The 23,822-nt window shown below is 71.9% G+C and carries 24 protein-coding genes; 10 read left to right on the top strand and 14 right to left on the bottom strand.

All coding sequences use genetic code 11. The features are described from left to right. The first annotated feature begins 272 nt into the window (after positions 1-272). A complete protein-coding gene (gene pknB, locus ACFY0P_RS17435; protein WP_388913127.1) occupies positions 273-2,231 on the top strand; it encodes a Stk1 family PASTA domain-containing Ser/Thr kinase in 1,959 nt (652 codons plus the stop codon). Between the two features lie 34 nt (positions 2,232-2,265). After that, the gene (locus ACFY0P_RS17430) at positions 2,266-3,144 is read left to right on the top strand and encodes a deoxyribonuclease IV (RefSeq protein ID WP_388913124.1); all 879 of its coding nucleotides are present in this window, start codon (positions 2,266-2,268) and stop codon (positions 3,142-3,144) included. 18 nt (positions 3,145-3,162) lie between these two features. On the opposite strand, the gene ACFY0P_RS17425 is transcribed toward ACFY0P_RS17430, so the two are convergent. The 5 genes from ACFY0P_RS17425 to ACFY0P_RS17405 form a co-directional block, all read right to left on the bottom strand. Further along, positions 3,163-3,654 carry a Pycsar system effector family protein gene (locus ACFY0P_RS17425; RefSeq protein ID WP_388913122.1) on the bottom strand — a complete coding sequence of 164 codons (492 nt, stop codon included), beginning with the start codon at positions 3,652-3,654 and terminating at the stop codon, positions 3,163-3,165. Next, complete coding sequence (locus ACFY0P_RS17420; protein WP_388913119.1) at positions 3,651-4,727, bottom strand: hypothetical protein; 1,077 nt, start codon at positions 4,725-4,727, stop codon at positions 3,651-3,653. Before ACFY0P_RS17420 ends, ACFY0P_RS17425 begins: the two co-directional genes overlap by 4 nt. Then, positions 4,724-6,928 carry a hypothetical protein gene (locus ACFY0P_RS17415; protein WP_388913117.1) on the bottom strand — a complete coding sequence of 735 codons (2,205 nt, stop codon included), beginning with the start codon at positions 6,926-6,928 and terminating at the stop codon, positions 4,724-4,726. The genes ACFY0P_RS17420 and ACFY0P_RS17415 overlap by 4 nt, the downstream gene beginning before the upstream one ends. Then, complete coding sequence (locus ACFY0P_RS17410; RefSeq protein WP_388913114.1) at positions 6,925-7,701, bottom strand: hypothetical protein; 777 nt, start codon at positions 7,699-7,701, stop codon at positions 6,925-6,927. The genes ACFY0P_RS17415 and ACFY0P_RS17410 overlap by 4 nt, the downstream gene beginning before the upstream one ends. 110 nt (positions 7,702-7,811) lie before the next feature. Further along, entirely contained in the window at positions 7,812-8,510 is a 699-nt protein-coding gene (locus ACFY0P_RS17405) for a Crp/Fnr family transcriptional regulator (protein WP_388913111.1), read from the bottom strand. 235 nt (positions 8,511-8,745) lie between these two features. Here ACFY0P_RS17405 and ACFY0P_RS17400 point away from each other — a divergent pair, with 235 nt between their 5' ends. Next, entirely contained in the window at positions 8,746-9,255 is a 510-nt protein-coding gene (locus tag ACFY0P_RS17400; RefSeq protein WP_388913108.1) for a DUF4396 domain-containing protein, read from the top strand. Between the two features lie 11 nt (positions 9,256-9,266). On the opposite strand, the gene ACFY0P_RS17395 is transcribed toward ACFY0P_RS17400, so the two are convergent. After that, positions 9,267-9,899, bottom strand: a complete 633-nt coding sequence (locus ACFY0P_RS17395) for a sulfite oxidase-like oxidoreductase (RefSeq protein ID WP_388913105.1) — start codon at positions 9,897-9,899, stop codon at positions 9,267-9,269. A gap of 198 nt (positions 9,900-10,097) precedes the next feature. Here ACFY0P_RS17395 and bfr point away from each other — a divergent pair, with 198 nt between their 5' ends. Then, complete coding sequence (bfr, locus tag ACFY0P_RS17390; protein ID WP_388913102.1) at positions 10,098-10,580, top strand: bacterioferritin; 483 nt, start codon at positions 10,098-10,100, stop codon at positions 10,578-10,580. Position 10,581: 1 nt separating this feature from the next. Here the strand turns inward: bfr and ACFY0P_RS17385 are convergent, their stop codons facing one another. Together ACFY0P_RS17385 and ACFY0P_RS17380 are read right to left on the bottom strand one after the other, a co-directional pair. Beyond that, on the bottom strand, positions 10,582-10,824 hold the full coding sequence (locus ACFY0P_RS17385) for a bacterioferritin-associated ferredoxin (RefSeq protein ID WP_388913099.1): 243 nt from the start codon (positions 10,822-10,824) through the stop codon (positions 10,582-10,584). A 148-nt stretch (positions 10,825-10,972) separates the two neighbouring features. Beyond that, entirely contained in the window at positions 10,973-12,325 is a 1,353-nt protein-coding gene (locus ACFY0P_RS17380) for a class II 3-deoxy-7-phosphoheptulonate synthase (RefSeq protein WP_388913097.1), read from the bottom strand. 106 nt (positions 12,326-12,431) lie between these two features. Between ACFY0P_RS17380 and ACFY0P_RS17375 the strand changes: the two genes are divergently transcribed. Together ACFY0P_RS17375 and ACFY0P_RS17370 are read left to right on the top strand one after the other, a co-directional pair. Continuing rightward, positions 12,432-12,488, top strand: coding sequence for a trp operon leader peptide (locus ACFY0P_RS17375; protein ID WP_071659820.1), 57 nt, complete (start codon positions 12,432-12,434; stop codon positions 12,486-12,488). 109 nt (positions 12,489-12,597) lie between these two features. Beyond that, entirely contained in the window at positions 12,598-14,463 is a 1,866-nt protein-coding gene (locus ACFY0P_RS17370; protein ID WP_388913094.1) for an anthranilate synthase family protein, read from the top strand. Between the two features lie 182 nt (positions 14,464-14,645). Here ACFY0P_RS17370 and ACFY0P_RS17365 read toward each other — a convergent pair whose 3' ends face one another. The 4 genes from ACFY0P_RS17365 to ACFY0P_RS17350 all read right to left on the bottom strand — a co-directional run bounded on the left by ACFY0P_RS17365 (position 14,646) and on the right by ACFY0P_RS17350 (position 18,507). Beyond that, a complete protein-coding gene (locus ACFY0P_RS17365; RefSeq protein WP_351490425.1) occupies positions 14,646-15,674 on the bottom strand; it encodes a 6-phosphofructokinase in 1,029 nt (342 codons plus the stop codon). Positions 15,675-15,828: 154 nt separating this feature from the next. Further along, complete coding sequence (locus tag ACFY0P_RS17360) at positions 15,829-16,491, bottom strand: response regulator transcription factor (RefSeq protein ID WP_351715910.1); 663 nt, start codon at positions 16,489-16,491, stop codon at positions 15,829-15,831. Then, positions 16,488-17,702: a MacS family sensor histidine kinase gene (gene macS, locus ACFY0P_RS17355; protein ID WP_388913090.1), complete on the bottom strand. Its 1,215-nt coding sequence runs from the start codon at positions 17,700-17,702 to the stop codon at positions 16,488-16,490. Before macS ends, ACFY0P_RS17360 begins: the two co-directional genes overlap by 4 nt. Positions 17,703-17,769: 67 nt before the next feature. Continuing rightward, positions 17,770-18,507, bottom strand: a complete 738-nt coding sequence (locus ACFY0P_RS17350) for a lysophospholipid acyltransferase family protein (RefSeq protein ID WP_388913087.1) — start codon at positions 18,505-18,507, stop codon at positions 17,770-17,772. Positions 18,508-18,685: 178 nt separating this feature from the next. Between ACFY0P_RS17350 and ACFY0P_RS17345 the strand changes: the two genes are divergently transcribed. The 4 genes from ACFY0P_RS17345 to ACFY0P_RS17330 all read left to right on the top strand — a co-directional run bounded on the left by ACFY0P_RS17345 (position 18,686) and on the right by ACFY0P_RS17330 (position 21,844). Beyond that, the gene (locus ACFY0P_RS17345) at positions 18,686-19,465 is read left to right on the top strand and encodes an alpha/beta hydrolase (RefSeq protein ID WP_388913084.1); all 780 of its coding nucleotides are present in this window, start codon (positions 18,686-18,688) and stop codon (positions 19,463-19,465) included. Continuing rightward, positions 19,458-20,051, top strand: a complete 594-nt coding sequence (locus ACFY0P_RS17340; RefSeq protein ID WP_388913081.1) for a hypothetical protein — start codon at positions 19,458-19,460, stop codon at positions 20,049-20,051. Before ACFY0P_RS17345 ends, ACFY0P_RS17340 begins: the two co-directional genes overlap by 8 nt. Before the next feature lie 172 nt (positions 20,052-20,223). After that, positions 20,224-20,847, top strand: coding sequence for an RNA polymerase sigma factor (locus ACFY0P_RS17335; RefSeq protein WP_388913078.1), 624 nt, complete (start codon positions 20,224-20,226; stop codon positions 20,845-20,847). Then, positions 20,840-21,844, top strand: coding sequence for a CU044_5270 family protein (locus ACFY0P_RS17330; protein WP_388913075.1), 1,005 nt, complete (start codon positions 20,840-20,842; stop codon positions 21,842-21,844). Before ACFY0P_RS17335 ends, ACFY0P_RS17330 begins: the two co-directional genes overlap by 8 nt. Positions 21,845-21,848: 4 nt before the next feature. Here ACFY0P_RS17330 and ACFY0P_RS17325 read toward each other — a convergent pair whose 3' ends face one another. Continuing rightward, a complete protein-coding gene (locus tag ACFY0P_RS17325) occupies positions 21,849-22,598 on the bottom strand; it encodes an endonuclease/exonuclease/phosphatase family protein (protein ID WP_388913072.1) in 750 nt (249 codons plus the stop codon). Positions 22,599-22,754: 156 nt separating this feature from the next. After that, positions 22,755-23,708: an ROK family glucokinase gene (locus ACFY0P_RS17320; RefSeq protein WP_388913069.1), complete on the bottom strand. Its 954-nt coding sequence runs from the start codon at positions 23,706-23,708 to the stop codon at positions 22,755-22,757. Between the last annotated feature and the right edge of the window lie 114 nt (positions 23,709-23,822).

The following is a 23,822-nucleotide window of genomic DNA, read 5'->3' as shown; positions in this document are numbered from 1 at the left end:
GCCCGAAACCGTTCGCTGGAAGGCCGGACTCTCCCGTGGGGGCCGAGCGCCGTCGGCGGCTGCGGGAGGGGGGACAAGCCCGGCCGGGGGGTCGATCACCGTCGGCGGCTGCGGGAAGGGGAGAGAGCCTGGCCGGGGGGCCGAGCGCCGTCGGCGGCTGTGGGATAGGTGCATATTTCAGCCAGGTGTGAAGCGTCACAGGTGCGCTGCAGTCCCTCTGGGAAAGCGGTCTCACCTGTGGAGGTGTCAGCCGGTGCTCGTAGACTCGCCGCGTGGATACGACCCTTCAGGACCCCCTCGTCGGGCAGGTGCTCGACGGCCGGTATCGCGTCGACGCGCGGATCGCCGTCGGCGGGATGGCCACGGTGTACCGGGCCCTGGACATCCGGCTGGACCGCGTGCTCGCGCTGAAGGTGATGCACCCGGCGCTCGCCGCCGACGGGTCCTTCGTCGAGCGGTTCATCCGGGAGGCCAAGTCGGTCGCCCGACTGGCCCACCCGAACGTCGTCCAGGTCTACGACCAGGGAGCCGACCGGTCGTACGTGTACCTCGCCATGGAGTACGTCGCCGGCTGCACCCTGCGTGACGTGCTGCGCGAGCGCGGCGCGCTGCAGCCGCGGGCCGCGCTGGACATCCTGGAGCCGGTGCTGGCCGCGCTGGGCGCCGCGCACCGCGCCGGGTTCGTGCACCGGGACATGAAGCCCGAGAACGTGTTGATAGGGGACGACGGGCGGGTCAAGGTCGCGGACTTCGGGCTGGTGCGGTCCGTGGACTCCGTCACCAGTACGACCGGCGCCGTGCTGGGCACCGTGTCGTACCTCGCGCCCGAGCAGGTCGAGAGCGGGGCCGCCGATCCGCGCGTCGACGTGTACGCGTGCGGTGTCGTGCTGTACGAGATGCTCACCGGTGAGAAGCCGCACGACTCCGATTCACCCGCGGTCATTCTGTACAAGCACCTGCACGAGGACGTGCCGGCGCCGTCGACCGTGGTGCCGGGGCTGGCCTACGAGCTGGACGAGCTGGTCGCCCGCGGCACGGCCCGTGATCCGGGGGTCCGTCCGTACGACGCCGTCGCGCTGCTCGCCCTGCTGCGGGAGACGCGGAGCGCGCTCCGGGCCGAGCAGCTGGACGCCGTGCCGCCGCAGGCGCTGGCGGAGGCGCACGACATCGGCGAGGACCGGACCAGTGTCATACCCCGGTCGCTGACGGTGCCCCGGCCGCTGCCCGTCAACGAGGAGGACGAGGGGGTGCTGCGGACCAGCCGGTTCGAGGCGCCGCCCTCCCCCACGCTCGGCTTCGCTCGCGCGGGGGCACCCCCATCCGACCGGCGGCGCGGGGGCCGTCGGTCCCGGCGCGGGCTGGTGACGCTCGTCCTGGCCGTACTGATCGTCCTCGGTGCCGGCGCCGGCGTCTGGTACATCAACTCCGGGCAGTTCACCAAGGTCCCGCCGCTGCTGTCGAAGACCGAGGCCCAGGCCACCGCGCGGCTGAAGGAGGCCGGGCTCGACGTCGGGTCGGTCGAGCACGCCTACAGCGACACGGTGAAGCGGGGCACGGTGATCAGCACCGACCCGGCGGCCGGCGAGCGGATCCGCAGCAACGACTCGGTGAAGCTCACCATCTCGGACGGCCCCGAGACGGTGAACGTGCCGGACGTGCAGGGGCGGACGCTGGCCAGGGCCAAGCTGCTGCTGACCGCCGACGGGCTGGCACCGGGCATGGTGACCCGGGAGTTCAGCGAGGGCGTGCCCAAGGGTTCGGTCATCTCGACCGACCCGGGCGCGGGTTCCAAGCGGCACGCCGGGACCGCGATCGCGCTCGTCGTCAGCAAGGGTGCCCCGGTCGACGTCCCCGACGTCACCGGCGACGACCTGGACGACGCCCGGCAGGAGCTTCAGGAGGCCGGGCTGAAGGTGACGGTGTCCGCCACCGAGATCAACTCCGAGTACGACCAGGGGCAGGTCGCCCGGCAGACCCCGGCGGGCGACGCGCAGGCCGCCGAGGGCGACACCGTGACGCTGACGCTGTCCAAGGGCCCGGAGCTGGTCGAGGTGCCCAACGTGGTCGGGGCCACGGTGGACGACGCGACCAAGCTGCTGGAGCAGTCCGGTTTCCAGGTCAAGGAGGACCGCGGGCTGCTCGGGCTGTTCGGCGACACCGTGCGGAAGCAGTCGGTGGACGCCGGCGAGCAGGCGCCCAAGGGGTCGACGATCACGATCACCATCCGGTGACCGGGTGCGGGCCGCGCCGTGACACCCTTGACGGGTGAAGAGTCAGCAGTCAGGCCCCGTCCGCAACCCCGTCGGCGGCCATGTCCCGGTGGCCGGCGGTCTGCACTCCGTGGGGCTGTCGTACGCCCGTGAGCTGAAGGCCGAGACCGTACAGGTCTTCGTCGCCAACCCGCGCGGCTGGGCCACCCCGGCGGGCAGCCCGAAGCAGGACGAGGCGTTCCGCGCGGCCTGCGCGGTGGGGGCGATCCCGGCGTACGTGCACGCCCCGTACCTGATCAACTTCGGGTCGCACACCGAGGCGACCGTGGAGAGGTCGGTGGAGTCGCTGCGGCACTCGCTGCGGCGCGGCCGGGAGATCGGGGCGCTCGGCGTGGTCGTGCACACCGGGAGCGCGACCGGCGGCCGGGCCCGGGACGTGGCGCTGAAGCAGGTACGGACGCATCTGCTGCCGCTCCTCGACGAGCTGACCCACGACGACGACCCGTTCCTGCTCCTCGAGTCCACCGCCGGGCAGGGTGCCTCGCTCTGCTCGCGGACCTGGGACTTCGGCCCGTACTTCGAGGCGCTGGACGCCCATCCGAAGCTGGGCGTCTGCCTGGACACCTGCCATGTGTTCGCCGCCGGGCACGACCTGACCGGGCCGAGCGGGATGCACCAGACGCTGGACCTGCTGGTGGACACCGTCGGCGAGGGGCGGCTGAAGCTGATCCACGCCAACGACTCCAAGGACGTCGTCGGCGCGCACAAGGACCGGCACGAGAACATCGGCGCCGGGCACATCGGCGAGGACCCGTTCCGCGCGCTCATGACCCACCCGGCGACCGCTGGCGTGCCGCTGGTCATCGAGACGCCCGGCGGCAAGGAGGGGCACGCTGCCGACGTCGAGCGCCTCAAGCGGCTCCGGGACGGCTGACCCCCCTCGCCGGACGGCTCACCCCACCGCCAGCGGCACTGCCGCCAGCAGCAGCCCCGTGCCGAGCAGCGCCATCGACCGGCGCAGCCAGCGGTACTTCGCCGACAGGATCACGCTGACGTCCTGGAGCTGGGTGAGCAGCCAGCCCACCTGGTCCGCCCCGGCTTCGGCGGCGGCGCGGCGCAGCGCCTCCGGGTCGATGCCGTGCAGGGCGTCGGCGTAGAAGGTCGGGCCGGGTGCCGAGCGGACCGTGCGGGTGCGGGGCACGATCACCGCGAGCAGCAGCAGGGTGCCGGCCGCCCAGAGCACCCCGCCCGCCGCGAGGAAGGCCAGCGCGACGCCCGACGCGCCGGACGGCGCCCCCCTGCCGAGCACCAGCGCCGGTATCGCGACGGCGCCCGAGAGCAGGACGGACGCCTTCACGTCCGCCCTGCCCAGGTCCTCGCGTACGGTCCCCAGCAGCCGTTCGGCGACGTAGTACGCGGCGGCGTCGGGTTCGCCCGGGGTCATCGGCGTGCCTCGGGGCTGGAGTCGTTCTCCACCCCCGTCCCCTGCCCGGGGATGACGTCCGCCGGCGGAACGGGCGGGGGCGCGTCGGCCGGGAGCAGCGGGGGTGCGGGCGGCATCGGGGGCATGGGCGGCACCGGCAGCGAGGTCGGGGCCTGCGGCAGGCCGTTGGGGAAGACGCCGGTGGATACCGTGCGGCTGTAGTCGATGAGCGCCTGGATCTGGTCGTCGATCTGGTGGCGCTGGACCACGCCCTGGTTGATCAGGTTGGTCAGGTAGTCCAGGGCGCCCTGCCGCTGGTCGCGGGCCTGCTGCTGGAGCACCCCGAGGATCTCGGCAGCCCGCCCCGGGTCCGAGGCGAGCAGGTGGGCGTACTGGACGGTCTCGCCGGCCGTGATCAGCTTCTGGGCGTCGTCCATGTTGGCCGCGATCCGCGCCTTGGTGACGTTGTCGATGGCCTCCTGGACCATACCGCCCTTCTCCACCGCGACCATCTGGGCCTGGTGGTCGGCGGCGGCCTGTCCGAGGTCGATGCGGACGAACGCCTGGGTGGTGAGGCCCAGTTCGGCGCCGAAGTCGCTCCACCGGCCGCTGGCCAGCTCGTCCTGGATGGCCTCGTCCACCTGCTGGGCCGAGTCCAGGCTGTAGCGGCGGCTGAGCCCGCGTAACCGGGCCTCGAGGGACGGGCGCAGCATCCGCTCCACGTCGACCACGCGCTTCTCGGCGGCGATGTAGAAGTCGCGGACCTCCCAGTTGACGTCCGCTGCCGCCCTGAACTGAGCCCGGTCGCCGAGGGTGGGCAGTGCCAGCTGGAAGGAGACCTGGTGCTGGCCGCGCGCGATCCAGCACACCGAGGTCGGCTTGCCCATCAGCGGCTTGTTGACGTGCTCGGCGCCGCGGACGGTGATGATGCTGTGCCCGCCGTTCTTGTAGTAGAGCACCGAGGCCACCTGGCTGTTGCGGTGCCGGTAGGCGGCCTGCGGGGCGAACTCGCGGACGAAGGGGCCTCTGAGGTCGTGCGGCAGGACGAACTCCTCGTCCTGGGGCGGCCACGGCTGCCACTGGTTGTGCGTCATGGTGTACTCGCTCCCTGGACCGCCCCCCACAGGCGGCGGACCTGCTGTTCGTTCAGTGGTTGGTCGGGGTCTTCGGTGAGTTCCTTGATGAGGGCCAGCAGCCGGTTGCGGTCGTCGTGGTTGTGTACGAGGAGCGGCAGGAACCGCTCCAGCCGCTCGGCCCAGGGCTGGTCGGCCGAGCCGCGCAGCCAGTCGGACACGGTCTCGATCGCCGCCTCGTAGGACCGCGGGGTCTGCAGTGCGGTCCACAAGAGCCCGGCGAGTTCCGGGGCGAGGGCGGGCCGGACGGCGGCCAGGGCCAGCATCAGCGGCCAGTCGCCGTAGCCCTCCAGGTCCTCGTGCTGGTTCCAGAGGTCGGTGACGGGGACGGAGGCGAGGTAGACCGTGGACTGCAGGCCGAGGTCCTGCTGAGGCCGACGTTGGTCGGAGAGCCAGGCGCGGATCCGGCGCGGGGTCTGGGCCTCGGGGCGGGCGCCGGCGAAGTGGGCGACCTGGGCGGCGGCGCCGGAGCGCAGCCTGCCCTCGTCCCAGACGCCGATGCCGCCGAGCAGGTCGAGAGTCTCGCGGACGGTGTCGGTGGCCCGGCCCCGGCCGAGTACGGCGCCTGCCGTCCAGCGCAGGTGCTCGTCGCCGTAGCGGGCCCAGGAGCCGATCAGGGCGCGGATCGCGGTGCCGACCTCCGGGGAGCCCAGCGCCACGTCGAGGACGGTCGCGGCGAACAGCCGGCGGCGGGCCCGCTCGGCCTGGGCCATGGGCTGGACCAGTTCGTGCACGGTGTGCGAGAGGTCGAGGCGGCACAGCTGACCGGCGGCCACGGCGGCCCGCACCCAGACCTGGGGCCGGTCGTCCTCGCAGAGTCCGGCCAGCCAGCGCAGCACGGGTCCGCGCGCGTTGTGCCGGTGCTGCCAGAGGTGGCCGAGGACGGCCGGGGCGAGGGCCTCGCCGCCGAACCGCACGGTGCGCACGGGGACTTCCTCGGTGCCGACCTCCTCGGTGCCGAGTTCGGCGACCGCGCGGGCGGAGACCAGCCGAGCGTCGACTCCGTCGCTGAACAGCGGGCGGCCGGGCGTGGCCTCGGGGTCGACGGTGACGGCCAGTTCCCAGGCGAGCACTTCGGCGGCCTCGGCGACGGCGCTGAGCGAGGCTCCGTCGAGGACGGCGACGGCGATCCGGTAGGCCGCGTCCCGCAGCCGCTCCGGGGTCTCGGAGCGGACCCCGCCGGCGAACCATTCGGCGGCCTGGTTCTCGGCGAACTTCCGGCATTCGGAGAGGAGTTCGTCGTGGGTGAGCTCGTCCCTGGTGTGCCGGGAGAGAAGTCGCGCGTAGTGCGCGGCCTCCGCGGGCCGCAGTTCGTCGAGTCCGCGTGCCTCCAGGACGTCGGGGTCCAGGGCGGTGGCCCGGGCCCGCTCGTACAGCTCGGGGGCCTTGTCCGCCAGTTCGACGGCGAGGTGGCCTTCGAGTACCGCGGTCTGGGCGGCCGGGGTGTGGGCGCGGTAGTAGCGGCCGCTGCGGGAGAGCACGTCACCGGGTTCGGGGGTGGCCAGCAGGACCGCGTACGCGTCCTTCTCGCCGAGCAGTTGGCAGAGCCGGTCGAGGCCGGTCTCGTCCGGTAACCCGGTGTCGTTCGGCTCCACGGCGTAGCCGTGGCCTTCACTGATCTGGTCGTCGTCGAGCCGGTCCAGGTCGGTGCGGGGGTCGAGCCGGGAGACCCGGCCGCCGGTCAGGCCGTCCAGCAGGGACAGGGCGGTGTAGGCGCGGCCGGTGCCGGGCTGGCCGTACAGCACCAGGAGGCGTCCGTCGCGGAGTTGCTCGCGGTGTTCGCCGTAGTCCGCCGGCTCCTGGAAGACCTGGCGCAGTCTGCGCAGCTGGTCCTCCGGGAGTGGGCCGGCGAGGACGCGTTCGGCCGTCTGCCGGCTGTAGAAGTTCATGGTGCCGACGGAGCCAGAGCTGATGAGGGTGCCGGTGCCGTGCTGGCTCACGGTCGAGCGGTAGATCCGGGAGGCGGCGGCCGCCGCGCCGGGCAGTGCCTCCTCGCCGAGCGGGTCGGCGGCGGAGCCGCCGATGACGTCGGCCTTCTCCGGCTCGGGCGCGCCGCCGGGCTCGGCGCCCTGCGGCTTGTCCGGCTCGGCCTTCTGCTGCGGCTGCGGTTGCTGCGGCGGTTTCGGGCCGCCCTGCGGCGGCGGGGGGTTCTGGGCGTTCACCGGCCACCGCCGCGGCGGTCGATGTTGAGGGTCTCGATCCGCTCGGCGGCGATGACCTCGCCGTCGCCGTGCTGGTGGATGTTCTGCACGAACGGGCCCCCGGTCTCCGTGGCGGCCGGCGTCCGTGACGGAGTGCTCGCCTGCGTACCTTTCGTACCGGCGGGCGCGATCGCCTCGGCCGGCTCGACCGACTCGGGCGGCTGGGACCGGCCGGGGACCATGAACCAGGCGGTGGTGCGGCCCTCCTTGAGCTCCACGTCGTGTCGGCGGTAGTGCTCGGGGTCCACCCAGCGCCCGCCGGGCAGGACGAAGTCCTCGTGCACGCGGTCGGAGGCGATCACCACCAGGGGCGCGCCGTCCGCGGCCTTGAGGATCGCCTTCGCGGTGCCGCAGTCGCACAACCGGCAGGCCAGGTCGACGGCGCGCCCGGAGCGGCCGTGGGCGTCGGCCGTGACCCGGCCGATGTGCAGTCCCACGCGCAGCCGCAGCGGTTTCCTGAGGTCCCGGTTGCTCTCCCGGAGGTTCTGGTGGAGCTGCTGCACCCACTCCCCGACGACCCGGGCGGGCGGCACGTCGGGCGCCAGCACGCTGAGGATGCCGTCCCCGCGGTCCTCCTGGTAGAGGCGCGGCGGGCGGATGCCGGCCTGTTCGAAGGCGGTGCCCGTGACGTCGTAGAGTCTGCGCCGCATCTCGGGTTTCTCGGTGTCGGACAGCAGGCCCGAGCCCTGTGCGTCCACGTTGACGATGAAGCCGTACGCGGCTTCCCCCTCCATCGTTCTCTCCTCCCTGCCGTCCCGCCGGACCGTCGGCCCCTCGGCTGCGATGGTCGCGGAGCCGGACGGTCGCCGCTGTAGCCGTTTACACAGCGCGGGACGTGTGCTTGTCAGGTCTCCGTGCCGTGTGGTTGTCCGGCGGCGAGCAGGCGGAGCGGGTCCAGGTCGGCCACGGCCAGGGTGCCGGGGCCGGTGCGGACCAGGCCCTGTTCCCGTAACAGGCGCAGGGCCTTGGCGACGGCCTCGCGGGTGGAGCCCACGGACGCGGCCAGTTCGTGCTGCGCGAGCGGCAGCCGTATGGTCACGGCCTCGTTCTCCGGCCGGCCGGTGCGCTCGGCGAGTTCGACCAGTCGCTCGGCGAGCCGTTGCAGCACGGTCATGGAGGCCAGGGCCCGGCGCTCGTGGTCCGCGCTGCGCAGCCGCTCCGTGAGCTGGATCGTCATCAGCGCGTTGGCGTGCGGCCGGGAGGCCAGGAACCGCCGGAACCGCTCCCCGGGTACGACCAGTCCGGTCACCGGGCCGAGGGTGCTCACCGAGGCGCTGCGCGGGCGGCCGTCGAGCGCCGCCATGTCGCCGACGACCTCGCCGGCCCGGCGCAGCGCCAGGATCAGCCGGCCGCCGCGCTCGGTCGGCGTCCACACCGTGCACCAGCCACTGAGCAGGACCACCGCGAACGTGGTGCGGTCGCCTTCCGCGACGACTGTGTCGTACGGCGGGTAATCGTGCCGGGTGCCGAGTCCCGCCAGTGCCTCCCGGTCCCCCGGACCGAGGCCACCCATGAAGGTATGCCGCTCTCCGAACAGCCCCACCGTCGTCCCCCGACCGCTCGCCCCCGAACCGGATCACAAGCGGAACCCCAAGGGCCCCACGGATCCGTCTCCGCCCGGCGCGTCTCGCGCCAGGCAAGAATCTCAGCGTAGCGCTCTGGGCACGGAATGTGCGTGCCGTTACCGGAACGAGCCCGGGGCCTTTCCCGGAATACCCTGGGGGGGTATACATGGTTGGCGTCACAGAAGGATCCGCATCTGACTCCGGGGGTCGGTCATGAACCGCGAGCACGCCGTCCACGAGCACACCGAACACACCCACGCGCACCAGGAGACACACGGCGGCACCGGCGCCTCCTGGGCGATGGCCGCCCAGGCCACCCTGCACTGCCTCACCGGCTGTGCCATCGGCGAGGTGCTCGGCATGGTCGTCGGCACGGCGTTCGGCTGGGGGAACCTGCCGACCACGCTGCTGGCGATCACGCTGGCGTTCGCCTTCGGCTACGCGCTCACCATGCGCGGGGTCCTGAAGGCGGGCGTCGACCTCCGCACCGCCCTGCGGGTGGCGCTGGCCGCGGACACCCTTTCCATCGCCGTGATGGAGCTGATCGACAACGGCACGATCCTGGTCTGGCCGGCCGCGATGGACGCCCAGCTGGCCGACGCCCTGTTCTGGGTCTCGCTGGCCGTCTCGCTCGTGCTCGCGTTCGTGGTGACCACCCCGGTCAACAAGTGGACGATCGGGCGGGGCAAGGGGCACGCGGTGGTGCACCGGTACCACCACTGAGCGGGCGGACCTCAGAGTTCGGGACCGTCCCCCGGACCCTCCTGGTAGGAGTAGCGCTGTTCCTTCCAGGGGTCGCCGATGTTGTGGTAGCCGCGCTCCTCCCAGAAGCCGCGGCGGTCGGCGGTCATGTACTCGACGCCGCGGACCCACTTGGGGCCCTTCCAGGCGTACAGGTGGGGAACGACCAGGCGGACCGGGAAACCGTGCTCGGCGGTGAGGAGTTCACCGTCCTTGTGGGTGGCGAAGAGGGCGCCCTCGGCGGCGAAGTCCGCGAGGCGCAGGTTGGAGCTGAAGCCGTACTCCGCCCAGACCATCACATGGGTGACCTCGGGGGCGGGCGGCGCGAGCTCCAGGACGGTCCGTGCCGGGATCCCGCCCCACTCCGCGCCGAGCATGCTGAACTTCGTCACGCAGTGCAGATCGGCGACCACGGTGCTGTACGGCAGGGCCGTGAACTGCTCGTGGTTCCAGATGTGCGCGCCCCCGTCGGCGGTGGCGCCGAAGACCCGGAGCTCCCAGCGCTCGGGCCGGAACCTGGGCACCGGGCCGTAGTGCGTGACCGGCCAGCCGCGCTGCAGTCGCTGTCCCGGCGGAAGCTCGGCCCCCGCGTTTTCCCGAGACGCGCGCTCCACCGGATGACCCATGCCTTCCATCCTGACAGACCACGGGCAGTGCACCCGACCAGGCAGAGCACTCAAAGATCAGCAAATCGCTCAACTGGCATCAAGCATGCACTTACTTACTAAGTACGCACTTACTGGACGATCTTCCGCACCGGTGCAATCATGCGCCGCAAACGTCCCATCCGTCCGGTACGGAACCATGCGGAAGGAGCCTCTGCGATGCAGGGCGACCCCGAGGTCATCGAAATCCTCAACGAGCAGCTCACCGGCGAGCTCACCGCGATCAACCAGTACTTCCTGCACGCGAAGATGCAGGAGAACTTCGGCTGGTACAAGCTCGCGAAGTACACCCGGCACGAGTCGTTCGACGAGATGAAGCACGCCGAGGTGCTCACCGACCGGATCCTGTTCCTGGAGGGGCTGCCCAACTACCAGCGGCTGTTCCACGTCCGCGTGGGGCAGACCGTGAAGGAGATGTTCGAGGCCGACCGACAGATCGAGGTGGAGGCGATCGACCGCCTCAAGCGCGGGATCAAGATGATGCGCGAGAAGGGCGACATCACGTCCGCGAACATCTTCGAGGACATCCTGGCGGACGAGGAGCACCACATCGACTACCTCGACACCCAGCTGGAACTGGTGGAGAAGCTCGGCGAGGCGCTCTACATCTCGCAGATCATCGAGCAGCCCGAGACCAGCTGAGTCAGGCGGCTTCGTCGAGCTCGTCGACCGCTTCGAGCGCGGCGAGCACCGGGCGGCCCTGGTCGGCCAGCTCGCGGCGCGGACAGGCGCCCCGGCCGAGAATCGCCTGGATGCGACGGACGCACGAACCGCAGTCCGTGCCCGCCTTGCAGGCGGACGCTATCTGGCGGGGGGTGCAGGCGCCGTCCTCCGCGTGCTGCTTGACCTGCGCCTCGGTCACTCCGAAGCAGCTGCAGACGTACACGCGGATTCACCTCCCGCCGGGATCGATCAGTGGTGCCGTCCCGATGGATCGGTGAGGCAAACCTAACCTTACCCATCACCCGGCGAGCGCAAAAGTGGGGTGGGGCTCGGATCGCATGTGATCCGCGCCCCACCCCCCATGGGGCCGCCTACTGGTCGCGGTACATCTCCGCGACGAGGAACGCCAGGTCCAGGGACTGGCTGCGGTTCAGCCGCGGGTCGCAGGCCGTCTCGTAGCGCTGGTGCAGGTCGTCGACGAAGATCTCGTCGCCGCCGCCCACGCACTCGGTGACGTCGTCACCGGTGAGCTCCACGTGGATGCCGCCCGGGTGGGTGCCGAGCGTCTTGTGGACCTCGAAGAAGCCCTTGACCTCGTCGAGCACGTCGTCGAAGCGGCGGGTCTTGTGGCCCGAGGCCGCCTCGAAGGTGTTGCCGTGCATCGGGTCGGTCACCCAGGCCACGGTGGCGCCCGAGGCGGTGACCTTCTCGACCAGCTCGGGGAGCTTGTCGCGGACCTTGTCCGCGCCCATCCGGACGACGAAGGTCAGCCGGCCCGGCTCGCGGTCCGGGTCGAGGCGGTCGATGTACTTCAGCGCGTCCTCGGCGGTCGTCGTCGGGCCGAGCTTGAGACCGATCGGGTTGCGGATCTTCGAGGCGAACTCGATGTGTGCCCCGTCCAGCTGCCGGGTGCGCTCCCCGATCCACACCATGTGCGCGGAGACGTCGTACAGCTTGCCGGTGCGCGAGTCGACCCTGGTCAGGGCCGACTCGTAGTCCAGCAGCAGCGCCTCGTGCGAGGAGAAGAACTCGACCGTCTTGAACTCCTCCGGCTCCGCGCCGCAGGCCCGCATGAAGTTCAGCGCGTTGTCGATCTCGCGGGCGAGCTGCTCGTAGCGCTGGCCGGACGGGGAGGACTTCACGAAGTCCTGGTTCCAGGCGTGCACCTGGCGCAGGTCCGCGTAGCCGCCGGTGGTGAAGGCACGCACCAGGTTCAGCGTCGAGGCGGAGGCGTTGTACATCCGCTTCAGCCGCTCGGGGTCCGGGATGCGGGCCTTCTCGTCGAAGTCGAAGCCGTTGACCGAGTCGCCGCGGTAGGTCGGCAGGGTCACGCCGTCGCGGGTCTCGGTCCCCTTGGAGCGCGGCTTGCTGTACTGGCCGGCGATCCGCCCCACCTTCACCACGGGCACCGACGCGGCGTACGTCAGTACGGCACCCATCTGGAGGAGGGTCTTGAGCTTGTTGCGGATGTGGTCGGCGGACACCGCGTCGAAGGCCTCGGCGCAGTCGCCGCCCTGGAGGAGGAACGCCTCTCCCTTGGCGACGGCCGCCATCCGGGCGCGCAGCTGGTCGCACTCGCCCGCGAAGACGAGCGGCGGATACGACTCCAGCTCCGCAACGACGGCGCGCAGAGCCTCGGGGTCGGGGTACTCGGGCTGCTGCGCCGCGGGCAGGTTTCGCCAGGTGTTGCCAGCGCCGAGGCTGGTCTTAGCGTTCACGGTCACCTCGTAAACATTACGGGGTCGTGTCGCCATATTTTCCTCCGGCTCGACTGGTGAGACGCTGCGATTGTCCTGTGGACAGGGCGCGGGGTGGGGTAGGGTTTTCGGCATGTTCGCGCATTCGACCCAGAACTGGTGGTGGACCGCTTCTCCGGCGGCCCACTGACTGCGCGTACGCAAGACTTCGCGAAGGCCGCCCGGAGGGGCGGCCTTCGGCGTTTCCGGGGCCGTTCCTCTCCCGCCTGTCCCACCCGACAAAGGACCGCAGAGGAACCATGGACCTGAACCAGTTGCTCCACGACGACCGTCCCTTCGCCCTGCTCCGCCGCCGCGCCCCCGGGCACGACGAGAACACGGTGGAGCTCCTGCTCGGCCCGGTCACCGCCCGCGACCGGCTCGCCGACCTGCCCGAGGAGGGGCTCGCCCTGGTCCCGTACCGGCAGATCCGGGAACGGGGGTTCGACGTGCGGGACGACGGGACGCCGCTGCTGGTCCTGACCCCGACAGTGGTATGTCACATTCCACTCGACGAGGCCCTCGCCGCCCTCCCCACCCACGACGTGCACGTCGAGTCCGGCGCCTTCGACGTCGACGACGACGCGTACGCGGAGATCGTCGGCCGGGTGCTGCGCGAGGAGATCGGCCGGGGCGAGGGCGCGAACTTCGTGATCCGGCGGACGTACGAGGGCGAGATCCCGGGCTTCGGCCGCGCCGACGCGCTGGCGCTGTTCCGGCGGCTCCTGGAGGGCGAGCGCGGCGCGTACTGGACGTTCGTCGTGCACACCGGGGACCGGACGCTGGTCGGCGCGAGCCCGGAGGTGCACGTCCGGATGTCCGGCGGCACGGTGGTCATGAACCCGATCAGCGGCACATACCGCTACCCCGCCGAGGGCCCCACCCCCGAGCACCTGCTCGGCTTCCTCGCCGACGGCAAGGAGATCGAGGAGCTGTCGATGGTCGTCGACGAGGAGCTCAAGATGATGTGCACGGTGGGCGACATGGGCGGCGTGGTCGTCGGGCCGCGGCTGAAGGAGATGGCGCACCTCGCGCACACCGAGTACGAGCTGCGCGGCAGGTCCTCGCTGGACGTGCGGGAGGTCCTGAAGGAGACCATGTTCGCGGCGACCGTCACGGGGTCCCCGGTGCAGAACGCCTGCCGGGTGATCGAGCGGCACGAAGTCGGGGGGCGGGGTTATTACGCCGGCGCGCTGGCCCTGCTCGGCCGGGACGCCGGCGGCGCCCAGACCCTCGACTCCCCCATCCTGATCCGCACCGCCGACATCGACGCGGACGGCCGGCTGCGCGTCCCCGTCGGCGCCACCCTGGTTCGCGGCTCGGACCCGGCGAGCGAGGTCGCCGAGACGCACGCCAAGGCGGCGGGTGTGCTCGCGGCCCTCGGAGTGGGGCCGGCCCGGCCGCGCGCGGAACGGACGGGACCGCGGCTGGCCGACGACCCCCGGGTGCGGGCCGCGCTGGACGGGCGGCGGACCGCGCTGGCGCCGTTCTGGCTGCGGATGCAGGAGCGGACCGGCGAACTGTCCGGGCACGCGCTCGTGGTGGACGGCGAGGACACGTTCACGGCGATGCTCGCGCACGTGCTGCGGGCCGGCGGGCTCGACGTCACCGTCCGGCGGTACGACGAACCGGGGCTGCGGGCGGCCGTGCTCGCCCACGAGGGCCCGCTGGTGCTCGGGCCGGGGCCCGGTGACCCGTCCGACCTGGACGATCCGAAGATGCGGTTCCTGCGGGAACTGGCGGCGACCGTGATCCGGGAGCACCGGCACGGCGTGCTGGGCGTCTGCCTCGGGCACGAGCTGATCGCGGCGGAGCTGGGGCTGGGGATCGTCCGCAAGGAGGTCCCCTACCAGGGGGCGCAGACGACCGTGGACCTGTTCGGGCGTCCGGAGACGGTCGGCTTCTACAACAGCTTCGTGGCCCGCTGCGACGAGGAGGCGGCGCGGGAGCTGGCCGCGCACGGCATCGAGGTGAGCCGGGCGGAGAACGGCGAGGTGCACGCGGTGCAGGGACCTGGCTTCGCCGGGGTGCAGTTCCATCCCGAGTCGGTGCTCACGTTGAACGGGGCGGTGATTGTGCGGGAGTTGGTGGGGCAGTTGAGCGGTACTGGAACCGTTCGGGCTTGAGTTTCGGGTGCGGGTGCGTGGGGGCTTGGTCGCTCCCCCACTCTCGGCTTCGCTCGAGCGGGGGGACCCCCATCGCGGCGGAGCCGCATACCGAATACAGCCCCGCGCCCCTCAGGTGTCCCGCCGTGGCATTGCGTCAAAGCTCGGCCCGCGCGCGCGGGCCGAGCAGGGGAAGCCGGCTGTCAGCCGAAGAACACCCCGACCTCCTCGTACAGCTTCAGGTCGACGGTCTTCAGCTTGGCCGTGGCCTCCGCGATCGGTACCCGGACGATGTCGGTCCCGCGCAGCGCGACCATCTTGCCGAAGTCCCCGTCGCGGACCGCGTCGACGGCGTGCAGGCCGAAGCGGGTGGCGAGCCAGCGGTCGAAGGCGCTGGGCGTGCCGCCGCGCTGGATGTGCCCGAGGACGGTGGTCCGGGCCTCCTTGCCGGTGCGCTTCTCGATCTCCTTGGCCAGCCACTCGCCGACCCCGGAGAGCCTGACGTGCCCGAAGGAGTCCAGCGACCCGTCCTTGAGGACCATCTCGCCGTCCTTCGGCATGGCGCCCTCGGCGACGACCACGATCGGGGCGTACGACGCCTTGAAGCGGGAGGTGACCCAGGCGCACACCTGGTCGACGTCGAAGCGCTGCTCGGGGATGAGGATGACGTTGGCGCCGCCGGCGAGGCCGGAGTGGATGGCGATCCAGCCGGCGTGCCGGCCCATCACCTCGCAGACCAGGACCCGCATGTGGGACTCGGCGGTGGTGTGCAGCCGGTCGATGGCCTCGGTGGCGATGCCGACCGCGGTGTCGAAGCCGAAGGTGTAGTCGGTGGCGGACAGGTCGTTGTCGATGGTCTTGGGGACGCCGACGACGGGCACGCCGTACTCGTCGGTGAGGCGGGCGGCGACGCCGAGGGTGTCCTCGCCGCCGATCGCGATCAGCGCGTCGACCTCCAGCTTGGCGAGGTTGTCCTTGATCCGGCGGATGCCGTTCTCCTGCTTGAGCGGATTGGTCCGCGAGGAGCCGAGGATGGTGCCGCCGCGGGGCAGGATGCCGCGTACGGCGGGGATGTCGAGGCGGACGGTGTCGCCTTCGAGGGGTCCGCGCCAGCCGTCCCGGAAGCCGACGAAGTCGTAACCGTACTCCTGCACGCCCTTGCGGACGATGCCCCGGATGACGGCGTTGAGCCCGGGGCAGTCGCCGCCTCCGGTCAGTACTCCGACCCGCATGGAAATGTCCCTTCGCCGCGGTTGCCTGTGGGACTCACGCTAATGGTGATCCAGCTCACACAGGGATGGGCGCGGAAGGGCAATTCCGGTGAATTGTCGGGCGGTTGGTTTACGCGCCGCCCGAAGATCAGATCAGATCAGATCAGTCGTCGGCTCAGTCGTCGTCCAGTCCCGCCTCTATCGCGTACCGCACCAGTTCCACCCTGTTGTGCAGCTGGAGCTTGCCGAGGGTGTTCTGGACGTGGTTCTGGACGGTGCGGTGGGAGATGACCAGGCGCTCGGCGATCTGCTTGTAGCTCAGGCCCTTGGCGACCAGCCGCAACACCTCGGTCTCCCGGTCGGTGAGCCGGGGCGCGTCGGGCCGGTCGGGGTCCGCTTCCGGGGCGGGCTCGGAGGCCAGCCGGCGGTACTCGCCGAGGACCAGTCCGGCGAGGCCGGGCGTGAACACCGGGTCGCCGACCGCGGTACGGCGGACCGCGTCGAGGAGTTCCTCCGTCGAGGCCGACTTCAGCAGATAACCCGTCGCGCCGGACTTCACCGCCTCCAGGACGTCGGCGTGCTCCCCGCTCGCGGAGAGGACGAGGACCCGCAACGCCGGGTTGTGGCCGACGAGTTCCTTGCAGACCTGGACGCCCGGCTTGGCCGGCAGGTTGAGGTCCAGGACGAGGACGTCGGGCGCCGCGGCCTTGGCGCGGCGCACCGCCTGGTCGCCGTCCCCGGCCGTGGCGACCACCTCGAAACCGGACTCGGTCAGGTCCCGGGCGACCGCGTCCCGCCACATGGGATGGTCGTCGACCACCATGACCTTGATGCTCATCGCCGCTCCGCCTTCCCCGGGGAGACCTTCGGTACCTTCAGCTCTACTTCCGTGCCCTGCCCGGGAGTCGAGAACAGCTCGGCGCTGCCGCCGAGGTCGCGCAGCCGCCCCCGGATCGACTGGGCCACCCCGAGCCGCCCCTCCCCCTCGGCCTGGGCGAGCCGCCCCTCCGGGATGCCGGGGCCGTCGTCCCGTACGGTCACCACGACCTCACCGGGCTCCTCCTCGACCAGGATCCAGGCCCGCGCCCCGTCCCCCGCGTGCCTGCGCACATTGTCCAGGGCGGCACCGACGGCGGCGGCCAACTCGCGTGCGGCGCCCGGTGGCAGCTCCACCGGCGCGCCGGGCTCGGCCAGGCTGACCCGGGATCCGGCGTACCGCGAGAGCAGCGTGCGCAGGTCGACGGGACCGCTGTCGTCCGGCTCCTCGACCAGGCGTACGACCGCGCCCCGGGCCTCGTCCTCCGAGACCCGCGAGGGCGGCACCAGGCCGCCGGAGACCAGCGTCCGCAGGGCGACCTCCTGCTCCCCGGCCAGCCGGCCGAGTTCGGCCGCGTCGCCGCCGAGGACCGTGCCGCGCCGCTGCACCATGGCGAGGACCTGGAGCACGCCGTCGTGGATGTCCCGGGCGAGCCGCTCCCGTTCCCGGGTCCGCGCCTCGATCTCCAGGGCGCGGGCGAGGGTGCGCTCGGAGGCGCGGGCGACCTCGACGACGTACCCGATGGCGATGGAGGCGACCCAGACCAGGATCACGTTGTGGACGGTGTCGCGGGCCGGGTGGCCGCGCTCGATCAGGTTGGCGGCGGCGACCGGCGTGGAGGCGAAGGCTGCCCAGCGCCAGCCGCCCTTGAGGGCGTAGGCGAGGACCGAGCCGGCGGTCCAGATCGACGGCAGGGTCGGGCCGCCCCGGTCGATGTGGCCCTGGGTGACCACCCAGGGGGTCAGCACGATGCCGGTGAGCGCGATGGCGAGGTCGACGGCGAGGAAGCGCTTGGTGCAGGCCGCCGCGCTCTGCACGCGGGGCAGGGTCGCCAGGGTCCAGACGGTCAGGACGGCGTAGTAGGCGAGGGCGACGCCCAGGCGGTCGTAGTCGTCGTAGGCCGAGGCGAACAGGCCGATCGCGTACAGCAGGGTCAGCACGCGGTAGCCCGTGAGGGCGCGCCACAGCGGCTGCTCGACCGACATCCGTACGACGCGTTCCCGCTTGCTCATGTCCCCCAGTCCCCCTGCCAGTCCCCGGCCGCCGGTCCCCCCGCCCGCCGGTCCCCCCGCCGCCGGTCTAGGACTCGGCGGCCTTCTTCTCGGCTCTCCGCGCCGCGTCCTTCTCGGCCTTGGCCGCCTCCGCGATCTGCCGCTTGGCGGCCGTCGCGTAGATGTCCACGTACTCCTGGCCGGAAAGTTTCATGATCTCGTACATGACCTCGTCGGTCACCGCGCGCAGCACGAACCGGTCGTGCTCCATGCCCTGGTAACGGCTGAAGTCCAGCGGCTTGCCGATCCGGATGCCCGGCCGCATCAGCTTGGGCATCACCTGCCCGGGCGGCTGGATCTTCTCCGTGTCGATCATGGCGACCGGGATGACCGGGGCGCCGGTCGCGAGCGCCACGCGCGCGAGGCCGCCGGGCTTGCCCCGGTACAGGCGGCCGTCGGGCGAGCGGGTGCCCTCCGGGTAGATGCCGAACAGCTCGCCGCGCTCCAGTACGTCTATGCCGCTCTGCACCGCGGCCTCGCCGGCGCCGCGCGCGCCGGAGCGGTCCACGGGGAGCTGGCCGACGCCCTTGAAGAAGGCGGCCGTGAGGCGGCCCTTGAGGCCGGGCGTGGTGAAGTACTCGGCCTTCGCGATGAAGGTGACCTTGCGGTCCAGCACCGCGGGCAGGAAGAACGAGTCCGAGAAGGACAGGTGGTTACTCGCCAGGATCGCCGGGCCCTCGGCCGGGACGTTCTCCAGGCCCTCCACCCAGGGCCTGAAGGTGACCTTCAGCGGTCCCCCGATGGCGACCTTCATCGCGCCGTACAACAACCGAGTGCCTCCTGTTTCCGTCGATCAGACCTTAACCCGGAGCGCCGGGAATGGGCCCGACGACCCTGGTCGGTGTCAGTGCCGTCGCGTACGGTGAAGCACAACTGGAGTCGTCGTCCATGGCTCCCGCAGTTCCGCCCCCTCGAACGAACTCGAAATGAATTGGAGACCGAAGGTGCCGGTTCTCCCCGGAGCCGAGCCGTTCCGCCATGACGGCGGGGAGGTCGGCGTCCTCCTCTGCCACGGTTTCACCGGCTCGCCCCAGTCGCTGCGCCCCTGGGCGGAACACCATGCGGCACACGGCCTGGCCGTGTCCCTGCCCCTGCTGCCCGGGCACGGCACCCGCTGGGAGGACATGGCGGTCACCGGCTGGCAGGACTGGTACGCGGAGGTGGACCGCGAGCTGCGGCTGCTGCGCGAGCGCTGCTCCCGGGTGTTCGTCGCGGGCCTGTCCATGGGCGGCACTCTGGCCCTGCGGCTGGCCGCGAGGAACGGTACGGGTGTGGACGGCGTGGTGATCGTCAACCCGGCGAACAAGGTGCACGGCCTGTCGGCGTACGCCCTTCCGGTGGCCCGGCATCTGGTGCGCACGACGAAGGGCATCGCGAGCGACATCGCCAAGCCGGGCGCCGCGGAGGTGGGGTACGACCGGGTACCGCTGCACAGCGCGCACTCGCTGCGGAACTTCTTCCGCCAGGTGGACAAGGAGCTGCCGCAGGTCACCCAGCCCCTGCTGCTCCTGCGCAGCGCCGCGGACCACGTGGTTCCGGCGGTGGATTCCGCCCGCATCCTGAGCCGGGTGTCGTCCACGGACGTAACGGAGGTCGTGCTGGAACAGAGTTACCACGTCGCGACGTTGGACCATGACGCGGACCGGATCTTCGAGGAGAGCCTCGCCTTCATCGGCCGGCTCGCACCCAGTGTCGGCAAGGAAGGGACGGCCGCAGTTGGCTGAGCACGACTCCGACCGCGAGGACCGCGAGCCGGACGAGACGGGGGTGCCCTTCGACGAGGAGGCCGCCTGGGCGGCGATCGTCGCGGGGTACGGCGCCGAGCCGCCGGACCCGCCGGGCACGACGCCCTTCAAGCCGGTGAAGGACCTCGCGCTGCCGGCGATGGACGAGGACGAGACCGACGCGGGCGCCGAGGCCGCCGGGACGGAGACCGGGGCGGCCGAGGAGCAGCGGCCGGCGCACCCGCTGGGCAGTTCGATCTCCTTCGCGCCCGGGGTGGGCGGCCCGCGTGACTACACGGCGCCGGAGCCGTCCGAGGACGACTTCGACGAGGACGACGAGGGGCACTTCGTGCCGCCCGAGCCGCCGCCGCTGCCGGAGGCCGACGTCACGGCCAAGTTCGCCTGGCTGGGCGTGGTGGGCGGGCCGGTCCTGCTGCTGCTCGCGGTGCTGCTGGGCTGGGACATGACGTGGTGGCTGGCGACGCTGGGCATCGGCGGCTTCCTCGGCGGGTTCGTCACGCTGGTGACCCGCATGAAGACCGACGACGACGAGGACGGCGACCCTGGGCGGGGAGCCGTCGTCTGACCGATCCGCCACCGCCCGAGGGCCCGTCCGGAACCACTCCGGACGGGCCCTCGCGTTTCCGCGCGCGACCCCGGTCCCGGAAAAGGGAACTCGCTTCCGCCGAGGGGCGAAGGAGAGGTGAACCACCAAGCCCAAGCCTTCGAGGCGTTCGAACGAACGGAAAGGAGCCCCGATGACCGTCGGACCACCGGGCACCGGCACCCGCGAGGAGGATCGCGAGGACAGCGACGCCCGGGTGATCGCGCGGTCCCGGGACGAGCCCGAGCGGTTCGCCGTGCTCTTCGACCGGCACGCCGGCGCCGTACACCGTTACGCGGCCCGGCGGCTGGGTCCGGAGGCGGCGGAGGATCTGATGGCGGAGACCTTCGTCACCGCCTTCCAGCGACGTCACACGTACGACCTCGCACGCGCCGACGCCCGCCCGTGGCTGTTCGGCATCGCGACCAACCTCGTGGGCCGGCACCGCCGGGCCGAGGCACGCCGCTTCAAGGCGCTGGCCCGGCTGCCGGAGCCGGTGGAGCACGAGGAGCCGGTCGCGGACCGCGCGGTCGCCAGGGCCGGTGCCACGGGGGTGCGCCGGGAACTGGCGACCGCGCTGGGCGGCCTGTCCGCCCGCCATCGCGACGTCGTACTGCTGGTGGCGTGGGCCGGCCTCGACTACGAGGAGGCCGCCGAGGCGCTCGGGGTGCCGGTCGGCACCATCAGATCGCGGCTGCACCGGGCTCGCAGCAGATTGCGCGAAGCACTGGGCGGAACCGATCCGACGGCTTTCCGAGAGGCAGACGCCCATGCGTGACATCGACGAACTGCGCGAACTGAGGGACTTCGACACGGGGACTCCCCCGCTCGACGACGAGACCAGGCGCCGGGCCCGGGCCCGCCTGCTCGCCGCGATGAACGGGACCGCCGCGGGCGTACGGCCCCGCCGTCCCATCCTGCGCATCGCCCTGACGGCCGGGCTCGCCGCCGCGGTCGCGGCCGGTGTGCTGGTCGCCGTACGGGACGACGACGGCACCGGCACCCACCGCACCGCGAAACCGCCCGCGACCAGCGCGCCCGCCATGCGGAACGTGAGCGCGCAGACGGTGCTCAAGGGGGCCGCCGCGTACGAACGCGCGCACGAGCGGACGGCCAGCCCGCGCGACGACCAGTTCATCTACACCAAGGAGATCATCAAGGAGACGAACCAGGAGACCGGTGTCACGCGGAGCTACACCGACGAGAACTGGCGCTCGGTGGACGGCTCCGCGCGGGGCTGGACGATGGAGATCGGCAAGGGCTGGTGGTCGCCGCCGCTGAAGAAGGGCGAGAGCGTCTGGCCGCCGCAGGACTGGGGCACGCTGCGGAAGCTGCCGACCGACCCCGAGCAGCTGATCCTGTCGATCACGAACGAGTTCGGCGGCCGGAAGACCTCGCTCGGCGATCTCTCCGACGAGGACTGGTCGAGCGTCCACTTCAGCCTCGCCGGGCTGCTGAAGCTGGTCCCGGTGATGCCGGCGGGGCTGCGGCCGGCGGCGTACGAGGCGCTCGGCATGGTGCCGGGGGTGAAGGTCGTGCCGGGCCAGAAGGACGCCAAGGGGCGCACCGGGGTGGCCATCACGTACGACGACCCGACGCTCCCGAAGGGCTCGGTGGGTTTCGGCGGCTACTTCATCTTCGACCCCGTGACGTACGAGTTCCTCGGCTTCCGCGACGTGCGGACCTCGGGCGACGGCGCGGCCATGAAGACGTACACCCAGCTCTCGTATCTCGACAGCTGGGCCGTCGTGGACAAGGTGAAGCAGCGGCCGTAGACGGCTAGAGGGCGGCGGGGACCCTGAGGGCGGCCAGCACGGGCAAGTGGTCCGTTGCCCGTGCGAGGTCTGCCCGGGTCACGCCGGGCAGGTCCTCGGGGACGCCGCAGCCGAGCACCTCGATGCCCTTCGTCGCGAAGATCGCGTCGATGCGCTGGTGGGGGTCGGTGGACCAGGAGGTGAACTCGCCGCCCCAGGGGGCGGCGGTTCGGCAGTCCTGGAAGGCCTCTGCCAGGCGGCGGAAGGTGCGGCCGTCGGGGCGGTCGTTGAGGTCGCCGCCGACGATGGCGTGGGCCACGCCCAGGCCGGCGACCCGGTCGAGGAGCATGCCGCCCTGCTCGTAGCGCTCGTCCTGCTGGAGGCTGAGGTGGAAGCTGGTGACGCCGAGGCGGGCGCCGCCGAACCGGACGACGGCGGTCGCGAGGCCGCGGCGGTGCAGGCCGGGGGTGAGCGGGAGGAGGACGTCCTCGGTGCGCTCGACGGTGGCCCGCAGGTCGCAGAGGATCGCCGGGCCGGCCGCGGTGCCGCCCCCGGTGAGGATCACCAGGTCGGAGGCCGAGGCCAGCCGGGCGAGCTTCTTGCGCCAGCGGAAGAAGCGCGGGGCCTCCTGGATCAGGACCAGGTCGGGGGCGCAGGCCTTGATGACGCGGGCGAGGGCGTCGGTGTCGTCCCGCATGGAGCGGATGTTGTAGCTGAGGACGCGGATGACGGCGGAACCGTCGGGCTCTGTGTGGGAGTTGGGGAGCGACGCCATGTGGATCAATGTACGCCCCATGGCTGGGGGCGCGAGGCGGGTGTGCGACTGCCGGTGCGTGGTGGCTTGTCGCGCCCACGCGGCGGCAGCCGCACATGAGTACAGCCCCGCGCCCCTTGGGGGTCGCAGTTGCCGCGCCTCAAGAGGTCCGGGGCATCACATGATCGGGTCGGGCTCTCTCGCCAGGTCGGCGGCGCCCACCAGGCCGGCCTCGTTGCCCAGCTGGGCCGCGATGACCTCGGCGACCGGGCGCCAGTTGCCCCCTACCAGCCAGCGCTTGTAGGACTTGCGGATGGGGTCGAGGACCAGTTCGCCCTCGTCCGAGAGGCCGCCGCCGACGATGAACGCGGAGGGGTCGAAGAGGGAGGCCAGGTCGGCGAGGCCGGCACCGGCCCAGCGGGCGAGCTCGCGGTAGGAGTCGACGGCCACCGGGTCGCCCTGGCGGGCGGCCATGGAGATGTGCTTGCCCTCGATGCCGTCGGGGGTGCCGTCGCCGAGGCCGAGCAGGATCTCGGCGTGCTCGGGGGTGGCGTTGGCGCGCTGCTTGGCGTACCTGACCAGGGCACGGCCGGAGGCGTACTGCTCCCAGCAGCCCTGCGAGCCGCAGCCGCACAGCAGCCCGTCCGGGACCATCCGGATGTGCCCGAACTCGGCGGCGACGCCGAAGTGCCCGCGGCGCAGCTTGTTGCCGATGATGATGCCGCCGCCGAGGCCGGTGCCGAGGGTGATGCAGATGACGTTGCGGTGGCCCTTGCCGGCGCCGAACTTGTACTCACCCCAGGCGGCGGCGTTGGCGTCGTTCTCCACGACCACGGGGAGGCCGACGCGGGCCTCGACCTCCTCCTTCAACGGCTCCTGGCGCCAGTCGATGTTGGGCGCGAAGTAGACCGTGGAGCGCTGCCGGTTCACGTAACCGGCGGCTCCGATGCCCACGCCGACGATCTCGTGCCCGGCCCGGGCGCCCTCTACGGCGGAAGCAATGGCGTCCACGATGCCCTCGGGCGTGCCCGGGGTCGGCACCTTGTGGGTCGAGAGGATGTTGCCTTCCTCATCGACCACGCCGGCCGCGATCTTCGTGCCGCCGATGTCGACGCCGATGGTGAGTCCCATGAATCCCTCAGTTTCGGTCGAGCCCCGCTACGGCCAACCGTACCCGAGGCACTGCCGTCGGGTTCCCGTCGTCCGCCCGGAGGGCGGGCCGGGCGGGGTCTGGTGCGTGCAGCT

Origin of the sequence: Streptomyces sp. NPDC001714, from assembly GCF_042892755.1 — a bacterium.
Classification (GTDB): Bacteria; Actinomycetota; Actinomycetes; order Streptomycetales; family Streptomycetaceae; genus Streptomyces.
Note: the sequence above shows the minus strand (reverse complement) of the source record. Positions and strands in the feature narration are given on the sequence as shown.